Source organism: Helicobacter pylori (genome assembly GCF_009689985.1).
GTDB lineage: Bacteria > Campylobacterota > Campylobacteria > Campylobacterales > Helicobacteraceae > Helicobacter > Helicobacter pylori_CG.
This window is the reverse complement of the sequence record NZ_QBAW01000009.1, coordinates 19,176-42,747: the sequence shown is the minus strand read 5'-3', so window position 1 is coordinate 42,747 and position 23,572 is coordinate 19,176. Positions and strand designations below refer to the sequence as shown.

General features: G+C 38.1%; 21 protein-coding genes, 4 tRNA genes and 2 pseudogenes. 9 read left to right on the top strand and 18 right to left on the bottom strand.

The features are described 5' to 3' along the window. Positions 1 to 6 precede the first annotated feature (6 nt). Both DBU79_RS06620 and DBU79_RS06615 read right to left on the bottom strand, forming a co-directional pair. Positions 7 to 1,239, bottom strand: a complete 1,233-nt coding sequence (locus tag DBU79_RS06620; RefSeq protein ID WP_154411923.1) for an NAD(P)/FAD-dependent oxidoreductase — start codon at positions 1,237 to 1,239, stop codon at positions 7 to 9. A gap of 21 nt (positions 1,240 to 1,260) precedes the next feature. Further along, positions 1,261 to 1,638, bottom strand: coding sequence for a RidA family protein (locus tag DBU79_RS06615; protein ID WP_000665808.1), 378 nt, complete (start codon positions 1,636 to 1,638; stop codon positions 1,261 to 1,263). Positions 1,639 to 1,965: 327 nt separating this feature from the next. Between DBU79_RS06615 and DBU79_RS06610 the strand changes: the two genes are divergently transcribed. The 7 genes from DBU79_RS06610 to DBU79_RS06580 all read left to right on the top strand — a co-directional run bounded on the left by DBU79_RS06610 (position 1,966) and on the right by DBU79_RS06580 (position 5,065). Further along, positions 1,966 to 2,040: transfer RNA gene (locus DBU79_RS06610), tRNA-Gly, on the top strand. A 31-nt stretch (positions 2,041 to 2,071) separates the two neighbouring features. Further along, complete coding sequence (locus DBU79_RS06605; RefSeq protein ID WP_154411922.1) at positions 2,072 to 2,371, top strand: TRL-like family protein; 300 nt, start codon at positions 2,072 to 2,074, stop codon at positions 2,369 to 2,371. 64 nt (positions 2,372 to 2,435) lie between these two features. Continuing rightward, positions 2,436 to 2,522: transfer RNA gene (locus DBU79_RS06600), tRNA-Leu, on the top strand. Between the two features lie 79 nt (positions 2,523 to 2,601). Continuing rightward, a tRNA-Cys gene (locus DBU79_RS06595) sits at positions 2,602 to 2,676 on the top strand. 47 nt (positions 2,677 to 2,723) lie between these two features. Further along, positions 2,724 to 2,811: transfer RNA gene (locus tag DBU79_RS06590), tRNA-Ser, on the top strand. 125 nt (positions 2,812 to 2,936) lie between these two features. Continuing rightward, a complete protein-coding gene (locus DBU79_RS06585; protein WP_154411921.1) occupies positions 2,937 to 4,418 on the top strand; it encodes a Na+/H+ antiporter NhaC family protein in 1,482 nt (493 codons plus the stop codon). Between the two features lie 284 nt (positions 4,419 to 4,702). Beyond that, positions 4,703 to 5,065, top strand: a complete 363-nt coding sequence (locus DBU79_RS06580; protein WP_000953800.1) for a hypothetical protein — start codon at positions 4,703 to 4,705, stop codon at positions 5,063 to 5,065. Between the two features lie 364 nt (positions 5,066 to 5,429). Here DBU79_RS06580 and DBU79_RS06575 read toward each other — a convergent pair whose 3' ends face one another. The 3 genes from DBU79_RS06575 to accD are packed head-to-tail and all read right to left on the bottom strand — an operon-like array spanning position 5,430 to position 7,788. Then, a complete protein-coding gene (locus DBU79_RS06575; protein ID WP_154411920.1) occupies positions 5,430 to 6,443 on the bottom strand; it encodes a LapA family protein in 1,014 nt (337 codons plus the stop codon). A gap of 9 nt (positions 6,444 to 6,452) precedes the next feature. Further along, positions 6,453 to 6,905 carry a 23S rRNA (pseudouridine(1915)-N(3))-methyltransferase RlmH gene (gene rlmH, locus DBU79_RS06570; RefSeq protein ID WP_128045474.1) on the bottom strand — a complete coding sequence of 151 codons (453 nt, stop codon included), beginning with the start codon at positions 6,903 to 6,905 and terminating at the stop codon, positions 6,453 to 6,455. A gap of 13 nt (positions 6,906 to 6,918) precedes the next feature. Further along, the gene (gene accD / locus DBU79_RS06565) at positions 6,919 to 7,788 is read right to left on the bottom strand and encodes an acetyl-CoA carboxylase, carboxyltransferase subunit beta (RefSeq protein ID WP_000505037.1); all 870 of its coding nucleotides are present in this window, start codon (positions 7,786 to 7,788) and stop codon (positions 6,919 to 6,921) included. An 80-nt stretch (positions 7,789 to 7,868) separates the two neighbouring features. Between accD and recO the strand changes: the two genes are divergently transcribed. Together recO and DBU79_RS06555 are read left to right on the top strand one after the other, a co-directional pair. After that, positions 7,869 to 8,483, top strand: coding sequence for a recombination protein RecO (gene recO / locus DBU79_RS06560; protein WP_156544415.1), 615 nt, complete (start codon positions 7,869 to 7,871; stop codon positions 8,481 to 8,483). 10 nt (positions 8,484 to 8,493) lie between these two features. Beyond that, the gene (locus tag DBU79_RS06555) at positions 8,494 to 9,150 is read left to right on the top strand and encodes a CinA family protein (protein ID WP_154411919.1); all 657 of its coding nucleotides are present in this window, start codon (positions 8,494 to 8,496) and stop codon (positions 9,148 to 9,150) included. 1 nt (position 9,151) lies between these two features. Here DBU79_RS06555 and DBU79_RS06550 read toward each other — a convergent pair whose 3' ends face one another. From DBU79_RS06550 to DBU79_RS06485, 13 genes and pseudogenes are all read right to left on the bottom strand, one after another. Then, positions 9,152 to 9,718 carry a hypothetical protein gene (locus DBU79_RS06550; RefSeq protein WP_154411918.1) on the bottom strand — a complete coding sequence of 189 codons (567 nt, stop codon included), beginning with the start codon at positions 9,716 to 9,718 and terminating at the stop codon, positions 9,152 to 9,154. 65 nt (positions 9,719 to 9,783) lie between these two features. Next, positions 9,784 to 10,415, bottom strand: a pseudogene (rdxA, locus tag DBU79_RS06545) (oxygen-insensitive NAD(P)H-dependent oxidoreductase RdxA). Continuing rightward, positions 10,412 to 11,266 (bottom strand): prolipoprotein diacylglyceryl transferase, encoded by an 855-nt coding sequence (gene lgt / locus DBU79_RS06540; RefSeq protein ID WP_154411916.1) that lies wholly within the window; start codon positions 11,264 to 11,266, stop codon positions 10,412 to 10,414. Before lgt ends, rdxA begins: the two are co-directional and overlap by 4 nt. Before the next feature lie 9 nt (positions 11,267 to 11,275). Next, positions 11,276 to 12,004: an RluA family pseudouridine synthase gene (locus DBU79_RS06535; RefSeq protein WP_154411915.1), complete on the bottom strand. Its 729-nt coding sequence runs from the start codon at positions 12,002 to 12,004 to the stop codon at positions 11,276 to 11,278. 24 nt (positions 12,005 to 12,028) lie between these two features. Continuing rightward, positions 12,029 to 13,210: a lipid IV(A) 3-deoxy-D-manno-octulosonic acid transferase gene (gene waaA, locus DBU79_RS06530; RefSeq protein WP_154411914.1), complete on the bottom strand. Its 1,182-nt coding sequence runs from the start codon at positions 13,208 to 13,210 to the stop codon at positions 12,029 to 12,031. Continuing rightward, positions 13,211 to 13,975 carry a zinc ribbon domain-containing protein gene (locus tag DBU79_RS06525; protein ID WP_050850154.1) on the bottom strand — a complete coding sequence of 255 codons (765 nt, stop codon included), beginning with the start codon at positions 13,973 to 13,975 and terminating at the stop codon, positions 13,211 to 13,213. A gap of 9 nt (positions 13,976 to 13,984) precedes the next feature. Beyond that, positions 13,985 to 14,716, bottom strand: coding sequence for a GTP cyclohydrolase I (locus tag DBU79_RS06520; RefSeq protein WP_154411913.1), 732 nt, complete (start codon positions 14,714 to 14,716; stop codon positions 13,985 to 13,987). A gap of 1 nt (position 14,717) precedes the next feature. After that, on the bottom strand, positions 14,718 to 15,614 hold the full coding sequence (gene glyQ, locus DBU79_RS06515; protein WP_154411912.1) for a glycine--tRNA ligase subunit alpha: 897 nt from the start codon (positions 15,612 to 15,614) through the stop codon (positions 14,718 to 14,720). A 13-nt stretch (positions 15,615 to 15,627) separates the two neighbouring features. Then, positions 15,628 to 16,566, bottom strand: a complete 939-nt coding sequence (locus tag DBU79_RS06510; RefSeq protein ID WP_050835648.1) for an NAD(P)H-dependent glycerol-3-phosphate dehydrogenase — start codon at positions 16,564 to 16,566, stop codon at positions 15,628 to 15,630. 131 nt (positions 16,567 to 16,697) lie between these two features. Next, positions 16,698 to 18,848 (bottom strand): acyl carrier protein, encoded by a 2,151-nt coding sequence (gene acpP, locus DBU79_RS06505; protein WP_154411911.1) that lies wholly within the window; start codon positions 18,846 to 18,848, stop codon positions 16,698 to 16,700. Further along, positions 18,845 to 21,177, bottom strand: a pseudogene (locus DBU79_RS07805) (dynamin family protein). Before DBU79_RS07805 ends, acpP begins: the two are co-directional and overlap by 4 nt. Before the next feature lie 2 nt (positions 21,178 to 21,179). After that, complete coding sequence (locus DBU79_RS06490; protein ID WP_154411909.1) at positions 21,180 to 22,826, bottom strand: dynamin-like GTPase family protein; 1,647 nt, start codon at positions 22,824 to 22,826, stop codon at positions 21,180 to 21,182. A 457-nt stretch (positions 22,827 to 23,283) separates the two neighbouring features. After that, on the bottom strand, positions 23,284 to 23,565 hold the full coding sequence (locus DBU79_RS06485) for a DUF3240 family protein (protein ID WP_000880319.1): 282 nt from the start codon (positions 23,563 to 23,565) through the stop codon (positions 23,284 to 23,286). Positions 23,566 to 23,572 lie beyond the last annotated feature (7 nt).

Below are 23,572 nucleotides of genomic sequence, written 5' to 3'. Positions count from 1 at the left end.
AATTCCTTAATCCCTAAAAAATGCAGAAAAAAGCATAATATCGGCATTTTTTTCATTCGCTCCGTCTTGGCTTAAATCGGCGATGATTTTACCAATGGCTGGGCCAAAAGTGATACCAAGCCACCCTAGCCCTGTCGCATGGATTAAGTTTTTATAGCGTTTGTCAAACCCTAAATAAGGAATATCATTAGGGGTTAAGGGTCTAAAACCGCACCACTCTATGGCGTCTTTCATTTCAAAAGGCTGCGTGAAAGCGGCTAAATTCTTTTTCATGTTAGCGATTTGCTCTTTATCAATGAGAGCGTTGTTGGTGTTTAATTCTAATTTAGAAGTGATCCTAACGGTGTCTCTTCGTGGGGTCATTGCCATGAAAATATCTGCGAATAAAGAAGAGGTTTTGGGCTTTAATTCTTCAGGCATTTTAAAGGTGATGCTATAACCTTTAGCCCCCATCATTAAAAAATCGTTCTTGGTTTTTTTAATGAGAGCGGGGTTAGCCCCGGTGGCTAGAATGATTTTTTCTACTTGGATTTTTTCCTTGTGCGTGATAACGCCATCAATAAAGTTATTTTTAAACTCAAAATCGACCACTTCTTCATTACAAAGAAATTCCACGCCCGCGTTTTGTAAATATTCTTGCAAAGAGCGCATCACTTCGCCCGGATCCACATGCGCGTTTTCGGTTAAAAGCACGCTCCCACAGATATTGTCATTAACAATAGGCATGTATTCTTTGGTCTCTTTCACATTCAAAATCTTATAAGCACCGCTGTTATCGCAAGTTTTAATCTTTTTTTCAAAACTTTCTTCTAAAGTGTAGATCATTAAAAGCCCATCTTCCTTATACCAAAAGTCCATGCCATCTTTTAGCATTTGATGGTATATATCAACACTCAGCCACCCGTAGCGTTCAAACAACGCCATGGTGCGGTGCGTGGATTTGGCGTTCGCGCTTTTCATAAACTTTAAAATCCATTGATAGAGCTTTAAATTAAGCCCAAAATGGAATTTTAAAGGGGCTTGGTTTTTGAGCATGAGCTTTAGGGTGTCTAACACCACACCAGGGCATGAGAGCGGGGCTTTTTTAAACGCAGAAATAAGCCCAGCATTCCCAAAAGAAGTGCCGTTTGCACCATCGCTTTTTTCAATCACGCAAACCTTATGCCCTAATTTATGCATAGAATACGCGCAAGAAAGCCCTACAATCCCACCACCTATTACCACGACTTCTTTTTTCATGCTGATAGTCCCTTTAATAGATTACTTAATGGCTATCGCTTCAATTTCTACTAAAGCGTCTTTAGGCAGTTTAGCCACTTGAAAGGTCGCTCTAGCCGGATAAGGCTCTTTAAAATAACTCCCATAGATTTCATTCACCACCGAAAAATCGTCTAAACTTTTCAATAAAATAGTCGTTTTAACCACGCTATCCATCCCTAACCCTGCTTCTTTTAAAATCGCTTTGATATTTTCCATTGATTGCGTGGTTTGAGAATGAATATCCGTGCCTTTAAATTCGCCGGTGCTTGCATCAATACCCAATTGCCCAGAGACAAAAACAAGATCGTTAGTAGCGATAGCTTGAGAGTAAGGGCCTATCGCTTTTGGGGCTAGCGTTGAATGAATGACTTCTTTCATGATTGAAACTCCTATAATTATGTGTTATGACAGCTATTATTATGCAATCAAATTATAAAGAAATAAAAAATGAGCGCAAAACGCCTTGAATTTTCATCTTATTATAAGGTATTGTATATTTTTTACCCATATTTAGCAACTCTTAAACGGGTTTTATTTGAATTTATGGCTTATTTTACAAAATGCCTTTGAGCATTTTTATAGACACTGCCACTAAAAGAGCAAAGCCGCAATCTGTTTTTAAAAGAGAATTGGAAATTTTAACAAAACCTTGACTTTTATTATTGAGTTTAGATACAATAACAATCGTCTTTTTGAATAAAGAGTGCGGGAATAGCTCAGTGGTAGAGCACGACCTTGCCAAGGTCGGGGCCGCGGGTTCGATCCCCGTTTCCCGCTCCATAACTTAATTAGTATTTAAGAGGATTTAAGATTGCGTTTGAAGTTAACTAGCACATGCTTGGGCGTTTTGATGAGTGGTTGTGCATCTTATCAACCAACTGGTGCTCTTGTTACCATGGTAACGATGCCAGTTTCTGGGAATGATGCACAATACTCCAAAGAAGGGCGTGCGAGTTGTTGGAGTTTTTTTAGTCTTGTGGCTACCGGCAATTGTTCGGTAGAAAAAGCAGCTAAAAGCGGTGGTGTTACCAAGATTAAAATGGTGAGCCGTGAGACAAACAACTTTTTAGGTATTGTTGGCAAATACACCACGATCGTTCAAGGCGACTAGTTTTAATATTTAGAGAGCGTAGTTAGATCATCTTTCGTTCCACTCTAGGCTTAAAGCCTGAATTGCCCAGGTGGTGGAATTGGTAGACACAAGGGACTTAAAATCCCTCGGTAGCAATACCGTGCCGGTTCAAGTCCGGCTTTGGGCACCATCATTGCAAATTAAACCAAATTTAATAAATATATGGTTTGATTTTGTTATCTCAATAGACGCACTAGTGTTAAATTTAAGGCGACATAGCCAAGTGGTAAGGCATGGGTCTGCAAAACCTTGATCCCCCGGTTCGAATCCGGGTGTCGCCTCCATATTGTAGTCATTTAGGGACTTTTGTAAGGGACTTTTATGAAAATAGCGGGAGATGGCTGAGTGGTTGAAAGCGGCGGTCTTGAAAACCGTTGAGGGTCATACCTCCGGGGGTTCGAATCCCTCTCTCCCGGCCACTTGATTAAAATCTTTTAAGCGATTTGTTTTGGCAAATTCATCTCTTCTTTTAACAAAGAATTTTGTGAATATTGATTGTCTCTTTTAATTGAAATTTAAGGATTAGTTTAAAGGATTTTATTCGGTGGGATTGTCAGCGTTAAGTCTTATTGTTCCTTTTAGCGTTATTTTAATGGTGGTTTTCACTAAAAGAGTCGCGCTCTCGTTGTTTATAGGCATTTTAGTGAGCGCTGTTTTAATGCATTCTTTACACCTTTCTCAACTTGTAGAATATATTTATCATAAAATCACTTCCGTTTTTTACACTTATGAGCCAGAAAAGGGGCTTCATTTCAATCTTTCCAACCTCTATGTTTTTGGGTTTTTAATCTTTTTAGGCATCTTAAGCCAAGTGATTTTAAAATCCGGTAGCGTGCAAAACTTTGTCAAAAAAGCTAAAAAATACTCTAAAAACGCTAAAACCCCTGAATTTATCGCCTTTTTTTCAGGCATCATTATTTTTGTAGATGATTATTTTAACGCCCTGACCGTGGGGCAAATCTCAAAGTCTTTAAACGACGCTCATAACTCCACACGAGAGCGCTTGGCTTATATCATAGACTCTACTTCAGCGCCGGTGTGCTTATTAGTCCCCATTTCTAGCTGGGGGGCATATATTATGGGGATCATGAATAATGACAGCTCGCCCTTATTGAAAGATAGTTTTTCGGTGCTTGTTCAAAGCTTAAGCAGTAATTATTATGCGATTTTTGCGCTCATTGCAGTCTTTCTCACTATTTTATGGCAAATCAACCTCCCTAGCATGAGAAAGTATCAAAACATAGGCGTGAAGGATTTTTATAACGAGCAAGAAGAAAGTTCTTCAAAACTAGCCCCCTTGAGTTTGTTGCCCCTTTCTATTTTATTATTGATTGTGTCTATTTCATCATTGCTTGTTTATACAGCAGTGATCTTAAAAAACACTGATGCGAGTTTTTCGCTCTTTTATGGAGGGCTGTTTTCGCTCATTGTTACTTATCTTTTAGCTTATCCATTTTTAGAAAAAGAGAGCTTTTTTAAACTCATGCTTGATGGCTTTAAGAGTGTGGGGCCGGCGATACTAGTCTTAACGCTCGCTTGGGCTATCGGACCTGTGATTAGAGATGACGCTCAAACAGGGCTTTACTTGGCTCACATTAGCAAGGAGTTTTTAAATAATGGGGGAGGTGCGTATATGCCTTTAATCTTTTTTTTAATCTCTGGGTTTATCGCTTTTTCTACCGGCACAAGCTGGGGGGCGTTTGCGATCATGCTTCCCATTGGAGCGGGCATGGCCAATGAAAGCGATATTATTTTGATTGTCTCAGCGATCCTTTCTGGCGCGGTTTATGGCGATCACACAAGCCCCATTTCTGACACGACTATCCTATCGGCTACGGGGGCAGGGTGTTCGGTGCAAAGCCATTTCATCACACAATTCCCTTATGCAACTATTGCGATGCTTTGTAGCGCGGTGAGTTTAGGGGTGGCAAGTTTTATGCATTCTCGCTCGCTCGCTTTTTTAATCGGTATAGCTTTGCTTGTGGGGGTGTTTTATCTTTTAAAAAGGTTGTATGGTGAAAACTAAAAACTTAAAAATTAAAATAAGGTTTTAGCGATCCCTACTGGATTAAAAAAGAGTCTTATCTCATTATCAATCAATTTAAAAAAATTATTCAAAAATAACCATCAATTATAAAAATCTTCACAAACCTCTAAATCGTAACGCTTTTTTAAAAAATACATTTTTTTTAATTTTTTAATCAACCATTAAGGTGTTTTAAGTTAAATTTCCTTATCTGTTAAACATACGGATAATGTTATATCTTAAGGAAAGAAAATGGGGTTAGGACACTAATAAGTTTAGGGATTTTGTTAAGCGTTTTGAATGGCGATGATCTGAGATTGTATTCAAAGCCTTTAGTCTATTCGGCTGGAAGTGGGATTATTGGGATTGATATTGACAAACGGACATTTTATAAACGAGCGTTTGCTTTTACGATGAAATCGTTGTTTGGTGAAAACTTGCTTCTGTTTGTCAAATTAAAGCATTCTGCGTTGACGAGCAAACACATGAAAGGGCCTTTAGAAAACCGCCATCATCATTCTTTCACTAAAAATTATGAAAAAGCGGTTAATGGTTGTCAAAAGTATTTCCATATCAAATTGCCCGAAGGCGCTCCTAGCAACTTCAAATCAGGTTCATACATGGCCACTATGGTGGTGCGTTTTTAAAGCGTTATTTGGGGTATTCTTTAATACCCTTATCGTCTTTAAAATATCATCTTTTAAAAGCACAAATTTATTTTTTAGCCCTTTTTTTAAATCTTCTTAAAACTCTTTTGTTGTAGTGATTGAGTGAAAATAAAAAGGCTCTGTTTTCATCAAATACGGGTTACTAAAACTTTTTATGGTGGGTTAAAGCGTATTTTTGGCTTTAATTGTTTCTTTTAGGATTAGTTTCATTAAGGTTTAAAGGATTAGTCTTTCCTCTTATCATTTGGCGCTAAAAGCGATCCAATTAGCCCATTCCTTGATGATTGATTTTTTGCAACCATCTATTTTTATCTGCCCTAAAAACATGAAGCCAAACAACCCCCTACAAAAACGCTTCTAACTTATAGGCTTTTTTATGCTCTTGTTTCAAATCCATGTAAGCGTTTAAAAGCATGTATTCTTCAAAAGATAAAACCGCTAGATGCTCCTTAGCGAGATCGTTCATTTCTAATTCTAACAACACGAATAAAAAGGCTTTTTGCGCCTTATCGTCTTCTTGGCTTAAAATCTCAAAAAATTGGAACCATTGATCGGGGACAAGAAATTTTTGCGCTTTTTGCGCGAGCTTTAAATAATCGTCTTTATCATAACCCACCTTTTTGCAAAGCTCTGAAATTTTTAAAGTGTCTGTGTTTAAGGATTTTTCAAAAAAGGCTTTTAAAAAAGACTTCACGCACTCTTTATCCAAGTTGTCTTGCATCGCATTCAAAGCCTTTAAAACCTCTTTTTTGCTGCCTTTTTGGGCGATTTCTATAAAAGCGTAGCGGCGTAATTCCAAAGGGATTTGTGCGTTTGTTAACACTTCAAAGGCGTTTTTTAAATCGTTATGAATGAAAGCCTTCAAGCGTTTAGAAAAATAAGCATGTTCATAAGCTAACGAATGCTTAGCGTGATCTTTAGGCTCAAGGGTGTTGTTTTCTATATTGTGGTAATGCTTAAAAAGGTTATCCACTTTTTCGCACCCGCTATTTGGCGTGTTTAAATCAGCCTTTAAATCATAGCGGGCTAAGATTTGGGAGAGGTTTTTAGCGAGATCGCTTTTAAATTTCGTTTTTAAAAAAGTCTTTTGGGTGTCTTGGGACAGGATTTGTTTGAGCAATTTGTCAAAATCCCTTTTTTCGTGGTATAAGCGGATTTTATGGCTAAGGTTGTGCTTGAATAAAAAAACCCATGAAAAAAAAGCGAACATGCCCAAAACGCCCATAAGCCATACCGCAATGGGAAGATTAAAGCTGTAGCTCCCTAAATTAAAGGCGTAAGCTTGCGGATCGATGCTATAAACAAACACGCCAAAACCCACAATAAACAAAAATGTAAAGATAATGTAAAAACGCATGTGCACCTCCTATTTGTGGTATGGATGCTTAAAAATAATGCTCAAAGCCCTATAGATTTGCTCGCATAAGACAATTTTAGCCACTTCATGGCTAAAAGTCATCTCGCTCAAACTCCAAGCTTGACAATCCTTTAAAAAATTTTCTTCAAACCCATACGCTCCAGCGATAAAAAAATTAATATTAAGATGATTTTCTAACATTTTACTAAACGCAAAGCTATCGCCCCCTTGAGCTTTAGGGTGTAAAGCAATGTTTTTTGCCTTAGGGTTTAAATACGGCTCAAAGGCTAGAGAGTAGCTTTTTTGAGCGAGTTCTTTAGAAACTTTTTGAGCGTTGGCGGTATTCTTAGGGAATAAATCCACTAATTCCAACTCGCAATCAAATCGCTTGCATTGCTTTTGATAGATTTTCACTAACTCTAGGGGCGAACTTTTAGCGATAGAATACACCACGCAACGCATCAATGTTAAAACTTTAAAAAATCTTTGAAGTCTTATGCGTCATCATAGCGATGAGATCGCTCAAAGTCTTTTTCAAATCCTTCCTGTGCACAATCATATCAATCAAGCCATGCTCTAATAAAAATTCCGCTGTTTGAAAGCCCTCAGGCAAATCCGCCCCTATAGTTTGCTTAATCACTCTAGGCCCTGCAAAACCTATCATCGCCCCAGGCTCTGCGATAATAAGATCCCCTAAAAAAGCAAAAGATGCGCTAACGCCCCCATAAGTGGGATCGCTTAAGAGCGAAATGAAAGGGAGTTTGGCCTCACTCAATCGGTTCAAAGCCGCGCTCGTTTTAGCCATTTGCATGAGCGAATAAGTGGATTCTTGCATCCTAGCCCCCCCACTCGCTGAAACAATCAATAACGCTTCTCTTTTAGCGACCGCGCGATTGATCGCTCTTACAATCTTTTCCCCCTCCACAGAGCCTAAACTCCCTCCCATAAAGCTGAAATCAAACACCACGATCTGCAAAGGCATGCGGTTGATTTTAGCCTCACCGCTGATCACTGAGCTTGGGCGGTTAGTCCTTTTTTCGTATTTTTTAATGCGTTGTTTATAGCTCTCTTTGTCCACGAAATTTAAAGGATCATTAGGCCGTAAGTGCTTGTCAAACTCTTCAAAACTCCCCACATCGCATAGAAATTCAATCCTTTCAGCCGCTTTCATGCGGAAATGGTAATGGCATTTCAAACACACGCTGTATTTACCAAACACTTCTTTATGATACATTAACGCATAACATTTAGGGCATTTCACCCAATGGCTTGGCTGTTCTTCCTTACTTGGTGCTGTCCGCAATTTATTGATCTTAAAATTTTTAAAGAAATCTGCAAATCCCATGTTTTTCCTTAATTTTGCAGTTTTATTAGGATTGTATCCAAGTTTTGCTTATAATAAACAAAATTAGCTTAAGAGTAGTGATGCAAGGGTTTCTTTTACAAACACAAAGCATAAGAGATGAAGATTTGATCGTGCGCGTTTTAACCAAAAACCAGCTCAAAACCCTCTATCGTTTCTATGGCAAACGCCATAGCGTGCTGAATGTGGGGCGTAAAATTGATTTTGAAGAAGAAAACGATGATAAATTTTTACCCAAGTTAAGGAATATTTTGCATTTAGGCTATCTTTGGGAAAGAGAAATGGAGCGCTTGTTTTTTTGGCAACGCTTTTGCACCCTCTTGTTCAAGCATTTAGAAGGCGTGCATTCTTTGGATAGTATCTATTTTGACACTTTAGATGATGGGGCTAACAAACTCTCCAAACAGCACCCCTTAAGAGTGATTTTAGAAATGTATGCCACGCTTTTGAATTTTGAAGGGCGCTTGCAAAATTACAATTCTTGTTTTTTATGCGATGCAAAATTAGAGCGTTCTGTCGCTTTAGCGCAAGGGTTTATTCTAGCGCACCCCTCTTGTTTGAAAACTAAAAGCCTGGATTTAGAAAAAATCCAAGCTTTTTTTCGCACTCAAAGTACGATTGATTTAGAAATAGAAGAAGTGGAAGAATTATGGCGCACGCTGAATTTAGGGTTTTGAAAGGTTAAAAATGAAATTTAAATTTTTGAATATGGATAATGAGAGCGGTTTTATTTTGATTGAAAAAGAATTGAAACGATTGGACATTCTCGCTCAAGTCAAAGAAGATTGCATTGAATTAAAAGGCGAGAATATCAAACAAGCAAGAATCTATCTTAAAACGCTTTTTAACTCCAATATTGTGGAATTAGACGATCAGAAAAAAAGCGCAAACGCTTTAATAGAGCGCTTGAAATCTTTAGGTTTAAAAATTGCGGTGGCTGAAAGCTGCTCTGGGGGGTTATTATCGCATGCATTCACTTCCATTAGCGGGGCTTCAGCGGTTTTTATGGGGGGTGTTGTGTGTTACAATGAAGAGGTTAAGCACGAATTATTGAAAGTCAATGCCACGACTTTAAAAGTCTTTGGGGTTTATAGCGAAGAATGCGTGAAAGAAATGCTACTAGGCGTGTTTTTAAATTTTAAAGTGGATTTAGCGCTTGCGATCAGTGGGGTGGCTGGCCCTAATGGGGGGAGCAAGGCTAATCCTGTAGGCACGATTTATATCGGTGCACAAAAGTTAGGATCTCAAGCTTTAATTGATCGCTGTTTTTTTGAAGGGGACAGAGAAAGCATTCAAAATAAAAGCGTAGAGCATGCCCTAAACATGCTCGCTAGAATGCTATAAACTACCTTAATGCGCAAACGCTACCAAATTCTTTTTGAGCGACCTTAGCGATATAAGCGATTTCGTTATCGTTAAGGTTTTCAACGCTCGCTTTTAAATACCTTTTGATTTGCTCAATCTGGCAACCCACTAGTTTGATTTTCACCACAGCCACCTCAGATTTTAAATTCGTGTAAGTGTCGGCTACCTGAATCTTAGTCGCTAGGTAATTATAGATAGCGTAGCTGATATTCGTAGTCGTTTGCTCGGACTCATGGAATTGCTCCATGAAGCGTTTTTTATACTTTATCATGATTTCATGAAAAACCACAATCAAGTTCAATTTAGCGTTTAAAGTCGCTTGCTCAATCCCTAAATATTTATTACTAACAGGGATATACGCCACGCCCATCTCTTCATAAGGGACTTTAGGGTCTTCAAAAACCCAAGCAGGAGCATCAGACAATTCTGATTTCATGCCCTTTAAATCAGAGACTAAAATCCCATCATCTCTTAAAATACTCTTAGCGCTTAATGAAACGCTTGAAAACACCCCTAAAAGAGCGATTAAAACCATTCTTTTAAACAAAATGCCACTCCTTAAACTTTAATTTTAGGTTTGATTATAGTTAAAAAGTTTTTGATTTTGTTTAATCACAACCAAGTAATCGTATCAACTTTTGATTTTCGTGATTTTTGGCTCGCTTCTGCCACCCTCTTACCCAATGCGATCAAACATGCGATTTTAGGCTTATTGATACGCTCTTCTAAAATCTCGCCCACTTTTAAAGGATCAAAGCCTCCAATAATGCAACTATCCAATCCCATTAAGCTCACGCCCATGCAAATTTGCCCCACAGCGATATAGCATTGCTCTAAAATATAGCTTTCTAATTTTTGCATGCTGTGGTTGAATCTCACGCCAAGCATTTGAGCAAAAGACGGGATCACTCTAACCTTATAAGACTCCGGATAGAGATTTTGCATGTAGTGGCTGTGTGGTAACAACTCGCTAGATCTTAAAGGGCATACCACCATTAACGCTGAAGCGCTTTTAATCATTTCTTCATTAAAATAGCTGTGCGCTGCAATTTGTTTTTTTAAATCCTTATTAGTAACCATCACAAAACGCCATGGCTGCGTGTTGTAAGAGCTTGGCGATAGTCTGGCGATTTCAGCGATTTCTTCTAATTCTTCGCTAGAGAACTCATAATGGCTGTCAAACATCTTGCAAGAATGGCGCTCATTTAGTAATTGTCTTCTTTTTCTTGATCCAAAAATTTCATTGATTTTCCTTTATTTTTTTAGAATTTTTCGTAGCATACAATAAAATCCCTAACGAAACAATTACCATAAGCAAGCTTAAAATCTGCCCCATGCTCAAATTTAAAAAATAAACCCCCATTTGGCTATCTGGCTCTCTGTAAAATTCCGCAATAAAGCGCATCAAGGAATACCCCAAGCCATAAACCACAATAAGCAACCCATGCGTTTTGGTGTGTTTTTTAGCCCACAGCACCATTAAAAACACAATAACCCCCTCTAAAAACGCTTCAATCAATTGGCTAGGATAGCGCAATTCATTATCCACCATAATGCCTATGATTTGCCCTAAATGGCTGTCTTTGGGGACAATTCTCCCCACAAGCTCCTGATTTAAAAAATTCCCAATCCTCCCAAAAACATACCCTAAAGGCAGGCTAATCGCAATCAAATCCAAATAAATCAAAAGCTTTTTTAAATCCTTACGGCTATAAAGATACGAAGCGATCAAAAACCCCACCAACCCCCCATGATAGCTCATCCCACGAATGCCTACAAAATCCCCATTGCTATCAAAAGGGTTAAAGATTTGCCAAAAATGCGTCAAATAATAGCTGGAATTAGGCTCATAAATCAGAATGTATCCTACCCTTGCCCCTAGCACGATGCCAAGCTCCGCCCATAGAAAATAACTCTCAAATTCCTTCTTTTCAATGGGGAATCGCTTGGGGTCTTTTTGGATCATTCTTAACGCCATATAAAAAGCGGTAACAATCGCGCACGCATACGCCAAACCATACCAATGCACTTCAATACTGCCAAGACTAAAAGCGATAGGGTTAAATTGATCATAAATCGTATTCCAAGCGTTCATGATCAATCCTTAAAATTCAAATTCTTTAGGGGGGATCGCTTCAAATTCATACCCCAATAACGAGATTTTATGCGCATGGAGCATCAAGCGTTTGGCTGAACCTGGCTCATTATTATAAAGCGTATCGCCTATAATGGGGTGGTTGATATGCTTTAAATGGATTCTGATTTGATGCGTTCTTCCGGTTTTGATTCCCACTTTTAAAAGGGTTTTTTTATTGATGATTTTTAAAGGCGTGATTATCGTAACCGCTTCTTGCCCTTTTTTAGAGATTTTACTGAAAGCTTTAGTGGTTTTAATCGTGAGAATGGGAGCGTTAATTTCTTGCTCTTCTTCTATAATGCCTTGAGCGAGCGCTAAATACTCCTTTTTAACCGCCCTGTCTTTAAAAGCCTTTTTCGCTTTTAAATGGAATTCTGAATTTTCTTTCACCAATAAAATCACCCCGCTTGTTTCTTTATCCAAGCGGTGCAACAAAACCCAACCTTTGAAAAAAGAAACTAAATCATAGCTCTCTATAAAGGGAGGTTTAAAAAGGGCTAGAATGTTTTCATCTTCAAAAATCACGCTGGGTTTTTCAACCTTTTGGACGCTAAAATGCGTGTTTTTGGGCAATTCTTTTCTGGCGACCATCAATTTTTTCCCCCCTACACTCACTAACCCCAAATCAATCAAAGCTTTGGCTTTTTTATGCGAAATGTTTTCTTGAACGCTCAATATTTTATAAGCTTTTTCCATGTTTATCCTTATTTTTTATCCTTTTTAATGTTTAATGAATGCGAGCAATTCGTTTAAATCATGCCCGTTTTCTAAAAAACGCGCCACGCCTAAATTTTTGTAATCTAAAAGAGCGTCTAACAGATCCTCTTTTTGAACGATTTTGTAAGGCTTGATTAATTCAAACAACGCTACTTGGTTGAAAATATACTCCCCTGTGATCAAGCGCGCATTAAAAAACGCCGGCTCTAAAGGGTTATGCCCCCCCATTTTGACAAACGAACCCCCTAAAATGACAATATCTGCGATTTTGTAGAAGTTATTCAATTCCCCCAAGCGATCCACTAACAAAATATCGCATTCCACAAAACCTTTTGAAGAAAAACACTCCAAACTAAAACGAGTCGTTTTTAAAACATCTTGCAATAAATTCTGCACGCTTTTAAAACGCTCAGGGTGGCGTGGCACAACAAAAAGCCTTGCGTTTTTAAAAGTCTTTTTGAACTCCAAAAACGCTTTTAACCCTAATTCCTCTTCGCCCTCATGCGTGCTGGCTAAAACAATGTTTAAAGCGCTTGGGTCTTTAGGGTAAAACGAAGCGATTACAGGCTTTGAAAAACGCTTGATATTCAAAAAATCCACCACTTTTTTTGCCCCTAGATTCAACAAGCGCTTTTTATCGTCCTTGCTTTGCGCTAAAACCAAATCAATGCGTTTGAATAAAAGCTCATAAAAAAAAGAAAAACGCTGGTATTTAGGGTAAGAACGAACGCTAATCCTAGCGTTAATGAGCATGGTTTTTGCCCCTAATTTTTGAGCCGTATCAAACACATTAAACCACAATTCCGCTTCTGTAACCACCAAAGTTTTTAAGCGTTTTAAATTTTTTTTCCATGCAAATAATAGGGTTTCAAAAGGCAGGTAACGCACTTCTATATGCTCCAAATGCCGGTAAGTTTGAGCGGCTAATTCAAAACCGGTATTAGTGGTAACGCTAATTAAAATCGGCTCTTTTAAAGCTTGAATGATTGGCTCTAAGGATTTGACCTCCCCATAAGAGCATGCATGAAACCAAAAAATCGGCTCGCTTTTTAAAAAATTGTCTTTGAGGAAAAAACGAGCTTTTAAAGAATGGCGGTATTTTTCTTTAAAACTCCAAAAAAAGATGAAAGGCACACCAAAAAGATGCCCCAAAGTTAAAAATAAAAGGTAGAAAAACTTAAACAATCAAACTAATTCTTGGCTTTCTTCTTGGCTTTCTTTTGGAGGTTGAGCACTGTTTTCATACGCGCCCTCAGCGTATAAAATACGCCCACAATACGGGCAAGTGATCATATCCCCACTCGTTAGCACTTCGGTATAAATCTTATCGTTCAACCTAATGAAACAACCCCCACAAGCCTGTTTTTTGATCGTTACAATGCTCGTGTTTTTCGCCCATCTTCTAATCCTTTCATAAAAGCTATAGATTTTAGGCTCGGTTTTTTCCACGAGTTCTTCTTTCTTTTTAAAGATGATTTGTTGGGTTTCTTTGATGTTTTTGACTTCGTTTTCCACTAAACTTTCCAATTCTAGCGCCAATTTTTCAAGCTCTAGCATTTCTTTTTTCAAATCCTCTTGTTTTTCGCTTTTGTGCTTGATTTCATTTTGCAGGTTTTCAATTTCTCTGTTGGCCTGGTTGGATCGCTCTTTAGCAATATCTTCTTCAATGTTTAAAGAGCGCAATTCCCTTTCGGATTTGATCTCGCTCATTTTCTTTTGGATACTGGCGATTTTAGCGTTTGCGTCTTGTAAGGTTTGCTCGTTCTTAGAAACCTGTAATTTTAGGGCTAATTTTTCCTCTTCTAAATTCAAGATCGCTTTATTTTTAGCTTCTTTATCATTCAAGGCTTTATCCAAGTCTTTCCGTTTTTCTCTGATCAATGGCTCTAGGGAGTCAATTTCTTTATCCAAATGCGAAATTTCAATCAATTGTTTGAGGTGGGTGTTCATCGCTTTCCTTTAAATGATTTGCAAGGGGTTTTTAAAATTCTCTATTGTAACCAAATAATTGAAAGAATGCAAAATTTCAGCCACAATCAGCGCAAAACCCCTTTCGCTATAATAATGCGTGGCGTCAATCAGGCTTATCCCTAAAGATTGAGCGATCATAGCGTCATGGTATTTCACATCGCCTGTAACCAAACAGCTTTGTGCTTTTAAAGAAGAGAACATGGACGCTCCCGATCCGCACACAAACGCTAAATCTTTAATGATTGGAGAACTTTTGACACACGCCAATGATCCTACCCCTAAAGAAGATTTGATTTTTTTTACCAACGCATCAAATTCCATATTAACATTTTCTTTCACTAACATAAGGCCTTTTTCCATCAAGCCATCAAACCCTAAAAGCGTGCTAGCGAAATGCTTGTTTAAATGCGTTTTGTCAAAATTCGTGTGCATGCTAATGACTGAAATGTTTTTTTGGATTAAGATTTTTAAAATATTACCCGGATAAGCCTCATCATTAAGCGTTTTTAAGGGCTTGAAAATTAAAGGGTGGTGCGTGATGATTAGGGCGTTTTTGGGAGCGTTTAGAGCGATTTTAAGCGTGATTTCTAAGCATGCGATGATCTGGCTAAACTCATGATTTTCACTCCCCACATTCAACCCGCTATTATCCCATGATTCTTGAAGTTCAAAAGGCGAAAGGCACTCTAAAACTTCCAACACTTCCTTAACTAACGCCATTTTAAGCCTTTGTTAAAGCGTTTTTTAGGCGCTTTTCTCTCTCTTCTTCTTGCTCTTTATAAAGAACGGCACACCCTTTTGCCAAATCCCTGATTTGTAAAATATAATTTTGCCTTTCAGCCACCGAAATCGCTTTTCTAGCGTCTAAAACATTGAAAAAATGCGAGCATAGCATCACAAAATCATAAGCGGGTAGCGGGAGCTTGTTTTCCAAGCAATGCAAGGCTTCAGCTTGTGCGTTTTTAAACATTTCTAACAGCCTTTTCACGCTCGCTATTTCAAAATGATACTTGCTAAATTCGTATTCGCTTTCTAAATGCACTTGCGCGTAATTCACGCTGTCATGATCTTTTTTAGCCCATTCAATCTCTAGGATATTTTCCACTTTTTGGACATACATCGCCAATCTTTCTAAGCCGTAAGTGATTTCTACAGGGATAGGGTTGCAAGGAATGCCCCCCACTTGCTGGAAATAAGTGAATTGCGTAACTTCCATGCCATCAAGCCACACCTCCCAGCCAAGCCCCCATGCCCCTAAAGTCGGACTCTCCCAATTGTCTTCTACAAATCGTATATCATGCTCATTAAGGTTTATCCCTAACACTTCTAAGCTTTTTAAATAGAGTTCTTGGATATTAGAAGGGCTTGGCTTGATGACCACTTGGAATTGGTAATAACTCCCCAAGCGGTTAGGGTTTTCCCCATAGCGCCCATCAGTAGGCCTTCTAGAGGGCGCGACATACGCCACATTCCACGGCTTTTTATCCAAACTCCTTAAAAGCGTGGCCGGGTGGAATGTCCCAGCTCCTGCAGGAATATCATAAGGCTGGATCACCAAACAGCCTTGATTCTTCCAATACTCTTGTAATTTTAATAATAAACTTGAAAAATCTTGCATGCTCTCTTTCCTTTTAAGCGCGTCTGATCAAATCGTTCATGCTCTCTAGCACACTCTTACCCTTTAAAAGCAAGGCTAATTCGCTCGCAATGGGCGTATAAATGCCGTATTTTCTAGCGATTTCCACAATGGCGTTGGTCGTTTTCACCCCTTCAGCCACTTCGCCTAATTCTTCTAAAACCATCTCTAAAGGCTTGTTTTGGGCTAGCCCCAAACCCACACGATAATTCCTAGATAAAATAGAATTAGCGGTTAAAAACAAATCCCCAGCCCCAGAAAGCCCTAAAAAAGTCTCCGTCTTGCCCCCAAAGAACGCCCCAAAACGCTGCATTTCCACCAAACCTCTAGACAATAAACTCGCTTTAGCGCTATTGCCTAATTTCAAACCATCACAAACCCCCCCAGCAATGGCTATCACATTTTTATACGCGCCAGCGATTTCACCCCCTATGATGTCTTGTTGGGCGTAGGCTCTGATAAAAGAGGGGGTTTTATTGGCAAATTCTAGCGCTAAAGCCTGGTTATTAGAATGAATGACTAACGCGCAAGGCAGGCCTTGAATGATTTCAGCCGCAAAACTCGGACCCGCTAAAAAACACAAAGAATTAGGATCGATAAAATCCTTTGCAATCTCGCTCACAAACGCCCTGTTTAAAACCTCTATCCCTTTAGAAGCGATTAAAACCTTAGCGTTTTTGGGTAAAGAAGCGTTTTGAAACCATTCCCTTAGATGCTGCACACTAATAGCGATGACATAGAGCCTTGCTTTTAAGCCTCTTTGTAAATCCACTTGCTCTATGGGGGCAGAACCTTTAGAAATCAAAGCGTCATTGAGCTTTTTTAACGGCTCGTTTAAATCGCGCCTTGAAATGATTTTGACTTCACTCTTTTCTCCAAAAGCAAAGGCTAAAGCCCTCCCCCACGCCCCGCCACCAAATACTGCAATTTCCATTAAATTCCTAATCTCATTGATTGTAAAACTCACCATTTTACAATAATAAGTTTAAAATAGCCCTTACATTCAAAACGCTGTCTTTGATTAAAACATATACATATTAAATAATATTTTAAAATTAAAAAGCGTTAAATTAGTTGTTTCTCAATATATCTCATTACATCGCCCACATTGACGATTTTTTCCGCTTGCTCATCAGGAATCTCAATGCCAAACCTTTCTTCTAACGCCATGATTAATTCCACGATATCTAAAGAGTCCACACCCAAATCCTTCACAAATTTCGCTTCTGGCGTAACTTGTGATGCATCTATGTTCAACTGCTCAGCAATAACTGCCCGAATAGTTTCAAATAAATTCGTATCATTCGTATTGAAAGCTTTATTGTTATTTTGTTGATTTTTTGTTCTCCTCCACTCCCGCAAATCGTTTTGAAGCTCCTCATCGTTTAAACACTCTTGATAAAATTCCTTATTGTTTTCTTTGTATCCTTTAAGCCTTAACAAATTTTTTAAAGAATAGTCTAATTGGAGCAGTTCATTATCATAATCCATGCTATCTCTTTCTTTTTGGATTTCTTCTTGGCTCAATTCATACCAATCCAAATAAAACAAACTGCGATCCCTAAAATACAACACCATTTTTTTGATTTCTTCAAATTCTCTTTTGTTTTGTTCTGTCGGTGTGTTTTTTAAATCCCTCCACTTTCGCAAATTATTTTGAAGCCTCTCATTGTTTAAAGACTCTTGATAAACTTCATTATTTTTTTCTTTGTATCTTTTGAGCCTTGACAAGTTTTTTAAAGAATAGTCTAATTGGAGCAGTTTATTATCTTCATCTATCGAATCTCTATGTTCTTGGATTTTTTCTTGGCTCAATTCATACCAATCCAAATAAAACAAACTGCGATCCCTAAAATACAGTGCCATTTCTTTGATTTCTTCAAATTCCCTGTAGTTTTCTTCTTCGTCCTCTTCGTCGTCGTTTTCTGCTTTGTATTTTTCCCAAGTGAAAGCGCTCACACGATCAAAAACCTTATCAATACTTTCTTTAAACAAGTCAATCACTCCGTTCAATCGCGCTAAACTCTCTCTTTTGAATCGCTCTTGCTCGGAAAATTCTTTTTCTAAATTCTCAATTCTTCTAAAAATTTTATTGCTGAAGTCATCAAAGCCTTTTTGCATCAAATCCAGTTTGACAGAATGCAAAGCCTTTTGGTAGCGTTTGAATTGGCTAGCGTCTTGCTTAATAGCCTTTTCATACATCCCATGCACCTCGTATAAAGATTCTAAAATTTCGTTTTGTTTTTCGCTCCTTTGATTTAACTTTTTTAAAAATTCCTCAAGCGAGTCAAAAACTTTGCTTTTTTCGCTGAACTCTTTGTATTCTTGATACCTTGTAGAGCTGTAAGCACAAATCCCTAAAAACTCAATGCCATTATCTTTTAAAGTTTCTCTGATTTTAATAGCGACTTCTTCTAACTGGCTTTTGGTGCGCCTATCAGCCCTACTCAATACGATAAAAACCTGCTTGCCTTCTTCTTCATATAATTCTTGCAAAAACTCTAAATCATCGCTTTCAATACCCCCACGCTCGCAACTAACGAGCCATAAAATGTGTTTGGCGTGCTTTAGGGATTCCTTAGAGGCTTCTTTGTCCCCATCCGTATAGCCTTGATCGGCGGAGTCATAACCGGGCGTGTCTATGAAGCATAAAAATTCAAAAGGCACGCTAGGAGCGCTCAAAAGCATGAAAGGCATGATTTCTTTCAAATTAAAGCCAAGGGATTTTAAAAACTGATGATCAAAAGCGAGATGTGGTAATTCCACCATGCCTCCATTTTGAGAAAACCCCATTAAAACTTCTTTTTTACCCTTTAAGCAATAAGTGGGGATAGCCGTGGTGGGATTCATGTCTTCAGGGAGTTTTAATTTCAAGCCCAACAAATTGTTTAAAAAAGTGGATTTGCCCGTGCTAAACCCTCCCCCCACCGCAACGATGGTTTTTTGGAACAAACTAGGGTAGCTCGCTACTAATTGCAATTCTTTTTGAATTTCTTGGAGCATCAGTAACGCTATTTCCTTTTCTTTGAGCGAATCCACGCCGCTAGCGAACTCTAAAAACTCGTTGTCTAAGATTTGCTGGTATTCTTCTAGCCCTTCATTGTTTGTTTTAGCGTTTAAAATACGAGCGATTAGATCGTAGCGTTCTTTTAAACCCTCTGTATTGTGGTGGTTTTCAGCCGCACTAAATTTGTCATTAAAAAAATTAACACTCATTGAATCTCTTTTAAAGCCTTGATTTGCGCATCTAATTGAGCGATGGATTGTTCTTTGTTTTGGACTTGATTGTGCAAATTTTGCATGTTTTCTTTAAGTTTTTGAAGCGTGTCGCTGGCGAAATTTTGCTTTTCTAAACTCTCTCTTAAACCTTGGATATAGCCTTTCACATCTTTTTTAGTCTCAGCTTCAAAATTCCTCACATAATTCCCCACGCTTTGTATGAAAGCATTAGCTTCATCGCCTTTTAAATTACCCGTTTTCCCCCTTATCTCGCTAGGAAGCTTATCAGTGTAATCAAACTCCTTAAATTCAATGCGATCCAAGACAGCATGCACGCTTTTTCTGAAAGCCACCTCATCAATCAAATCATCAGAGATGATTTCACGCAATTGAGAAAAAACTTTAGCGTAGAGTTCTTTTCTAAAAACGACTTTAAAAGAATTAGCGCTGTCATTCAAAGCTCCTTCGCAGCGTTCATGCATCTCTGTCAAATAATCAAGCACCGCTCCGGCCTTAATGGTTGCTCTTGTGCGTTCTACTTCATTATAGCCCGCATCATCATCAGCCCAAAATAAAAAATTCCTTTTAAAGCTCCCCCAAGCACCGCCTTGCTTCACTCTTTCAATATAACGCTCTTCTTTCTCTTCTTCTCTAGAGCGCGTTTTAGCCGTTTGGATAGCTTTCTTCAATGTTTCTTCCAAGCCAGCTCTAATATTTTTGATGAAATGCAAGATAAATTCTTCATACGCTTCCCTAAACTTCATGTCAATGTTACCAGAAAGGTTTTCATAAGTCTTTATCTGCTCTTTGATAGCGCTAATATCAGCGTTTTTAACCCTCTTTTTTTCTTCTTCCAAATCTTGCAACAACTGCACTATTAATGAATGGAGGTTCTTTGCTTGGCCTTGCACATAATCTTGCCATTTTTGAGACATGATTTTTTCTTTCTCTTTTTCGGCTTTTTCTAAACGCTCTTCAATCGCGCTCATATTGCTTAAAAACAATAAGCTTTCTTTAGACTTATCATCGCTATTAAAAGCGTCAGGGTAAAAATCTCTTAAATTCCGTAAGGCATTGTGATACTCTTCTGTTTTTTGGTTTCTTTCCCAAGAAGCTTGGTTGTTAAATCTTTATACATGCTAAAGCAAACCCCTGAAGCCAGAATGACGCCATTTTTGATTGCTTTTTCAAAAATCCCTCGTTGGTTAGGGTAGTTTTCAATCAACTTTTCCATGATATTATTTAATTGAGATGAAAGGGCTTTTTGCGCATTTTCTAAGGCTGTAGGGAGATGATGGCCAGATTTTTCCACTTCACTCATAGAAAGAACAGCGCTGTCGGCTTGGCTTGCCACAAAATAAATTTCTTGAAGGCCTTCTTTGTTAGAAACCCTGTCAAACAAACTCATATCGCTCTCCGTTAAAAACTGACCAGAAGGGCTTACAATAAACACCACATCGCAATCTTTCAATAAGGCTTTGGTGCGCTCTTCTCTTGAGGCAATCGGATCGTTCACGCCCGGGGTGTCAATCACTTCCAAATCTTTAAGATTGGGGTTATTCAAAGAAATTTGCACCGCTTTAGTGTAGGGCATATACTTCCCGTCCGCACCCACGAATTGGAGCAATTTTTGATTCAGATCTTGTAAGCTATTGGCTTGAATGCGCGGATCCAATTTTTCCGTGTTGAGCGATCCGCTTTTTTTCATTTTTTCGTATTGATCGTATGATGAAACGAGTTTTTCGTCCCCTTTTAATTTATCTTTAGCGATCCTTTCAGCCTTTTTTACTATTTCTTCATCGCTTAAAACCCTCTCTTTGGGCGCTTCATCGCTTTTATTTCTGTTAAGCATGTTGCCAACATTCCTAAATCTCTCTTTAGCTCTGTTTGAAAGACTCTGTTTTTCTTTTTGTTTTTTGACTTCTTCATCAACAATTTTGTTAAACTCCCTTACATACCGTTCATGTTCGTTTTTAAGCTCTGCAATATCCTTTGGGCTATAAAACTCCACTTCAGCGCTCAAGGTTTTGGCGTATTTTAAAATGGTAAGGCTAGCCGTCATGGGCGTTGCCGCTTTGGGTAAAACCTCTACACCCTCAAAAATCAAAGCGTTTAAGAGCGAGCTTTTGCCCGCTTTCACGCGCCCGATGATACCGACCTTAAGATCCCTATTTGTATTTTGCAACTCTTTTAGCGTTTTTTCCAACTCTTCGGTTTTGATCATAGCGTTATCGCTGATAAAAGGCCTAGCTCTTTCTTGCAAGCCTTGTTCTTGTAGCGTTTTTTCAACTAAAGCGCTTTTTTTAATGAGTTCTTGAGCGTTCATTATTAATCCTTTAAATATTGTTGTTCTAGATCGCTTAAAGCGTTGATCTTGTTTTCTAAGATTTGTTTTTGATTTTCTAAATCGTTTAAGTGTTTTTCTTTTTCTTTTTGAGCGAGCGCGATTTCTTGTTTTTTATGCGTGATTTCTAATTCGCACCGATCTTTTAAACCTTTTAGGGAATTTTCCAAGCATTCATTAAACAAGCCCGGTAAAACTTTTTTAAGATTGTATTGGACCTCTGGTATCACTTTTGCTTCAATCAGATTTTCTAATTTCGCCCTCTCTTTTTCCTCATTTTTAAAGAATGAAGCGATGATATTAGGCAACAAGGTCAATAATTCTTTTAAAAGAGGTTTTAACCCTTGTAAGATCAGCGCGAAGGGTCTTGTAACCGGGTTCTTGGCTAAGATCACGCTTAAGGCGTTGATCCCTAATTCAAGGCTATGCTCTAAATTTACAGACAAGCCGCTAGAAAGCTGTGTGTTGTTCAAGCTTGCAAATTCGGTGCCAAAATCTTTTGAAAAAGAAAGATTGATCTTTTCAATCTCTAATTTAGCGTTTTTGATCAAGCTTTGTTGCATGATGCTTTCTATTTCGCTATTGAACTCGTTAGGCTTGTTGGTTAAAGAGGCTAAATAGGATTTTTGCTCCCTGACCTCTTCTACCACTTTTTTAACCACCGATCCCACAGCCACGCTAGAATATTCTTCTTCTAAATTAGCCCTTAATTTTTCATAGGTTTTTTCAATGTCTTTAACGCCCAAATCCAACGCTTGTATTTCTTCTAAAGCCTTTTCTTTAGAATAATCAAAGCTTTTAATCACGCTTTTTAAGCTGTTTTGTAACTGGGAATTTAAAAACTTCAATCGTTTCAAATACAAAGCGCTAAAAAGCTTTTCAGCGTCTATTTTATCCGCTACCTCTAAAAGAGCGTTATTGTCTTTATTAGAATAAATAAGATGCGTTGTCAAATCAAGGTGATCTTGGATTTGATCTTGAATGTAGTGAGAGATTTCTCCCACTTGCGAAAGCGTCCTTAAATTCGTTTTACTCAAAATAAAGCTAAGGCCTTTGTCAAACTCTAAAAGGTTTTTTAATTCCCTAACCATGCGTTTAGTAAGGTTGCCCTCTTCTACGCTTGTGAGAATGACAAAATGCACGCCCCTTTCTAAATATTCCAAAATGGCATGGGTGTGGCTTGAAATGGGGCTATCAAAGCCTGGCATATCCACAAACACCAAAGGCGTGCTATCTTTTAGGGCTTCATTATTCAAATAAACCTTAAGGTAGGAATACTTCGTGGCATTGTCTTTAATCACTTCAAAACTTTGCTCATTCAGTTCAAAACTCTCTGTTTTTTCATCATTGTTTGAAAAAGCCTCTATGCGTTCGTTAGCGCTATAGTGCAACTCAGTGGCTAAAGAAGTCTCTGGCGTGATACCGGTAGGCAAAACGCTACTGCCTAAAAAGCGGTTTAATAGCGTGCTTTTGCCTGCGCTAAAATTCCCCACAACGGGTATCACAAGCTGTTGTTTTTGAATGCTTGCTAAAAGAGTAGAGCATTCTGTTTTATCAATCTCCACTTCTTTTAAAACTTCTAAAACCTGTTCTAAAAACTCCACAAAATTCGTCTGTGTGCATAAAATCATTACCAATCCTTTAAAATTAAAAATTAAAATCTAAACAAGACGCAAAAATCCCTAAAATATGGGTTTATATGGGTATGGGTTTATATGGGGGTGAAAAGATAAAACGGCTGACTAGAGAGAGAGAGAGAAAGAAAGAGAAAGCGGATTTTTAAGAATAATAGTCATTACAAACTCCTAGCACCATTTAATGGTGGGTATTATACTTGATTTTTCACAATCAAAACTAAAAAAGCTCAAAAATATTAAAGAGCTTGATTTTAATCAAACGATAGCTTATAAAAAGCGGTCTTCTTGGGTTATGGGGATTTAGTTGGGGGTTAAGGGGGGAGAGTTAAGCGCAAAATACCCCCATATCCCCTTAAGAGAATGAGTTTCAAAAACAAAGTAACTAAAACCCCATTTTTTAAAAAAGTTAAAAATTTTAGTTATTGGCATTTAATGAAAAACGCCATGCGTTTTACAACCCATGCGTTTGAGAATAAAACAATTTCATTTCTTTAGAAGCGAACTGGTTTTTTAAAGCTTGGGCTAGAGATAAAGCCACTTCATCGCTTAAAAAAAGCTTGAATTTAGCGTAGTCTTTACGCCCGCTCACCTGCTCTTTTTGGCTTAAAAGCAGCGAAGAAGCGGCGTATTTATAGCATTCCACATAAAAAAAATCATCAAAGCCTTTTTCAAATAAATAATCTATTAAAGCGTCTTTCAAGCAAATATCAATATAAATTTCTAAAGCTAGCATTTTAACC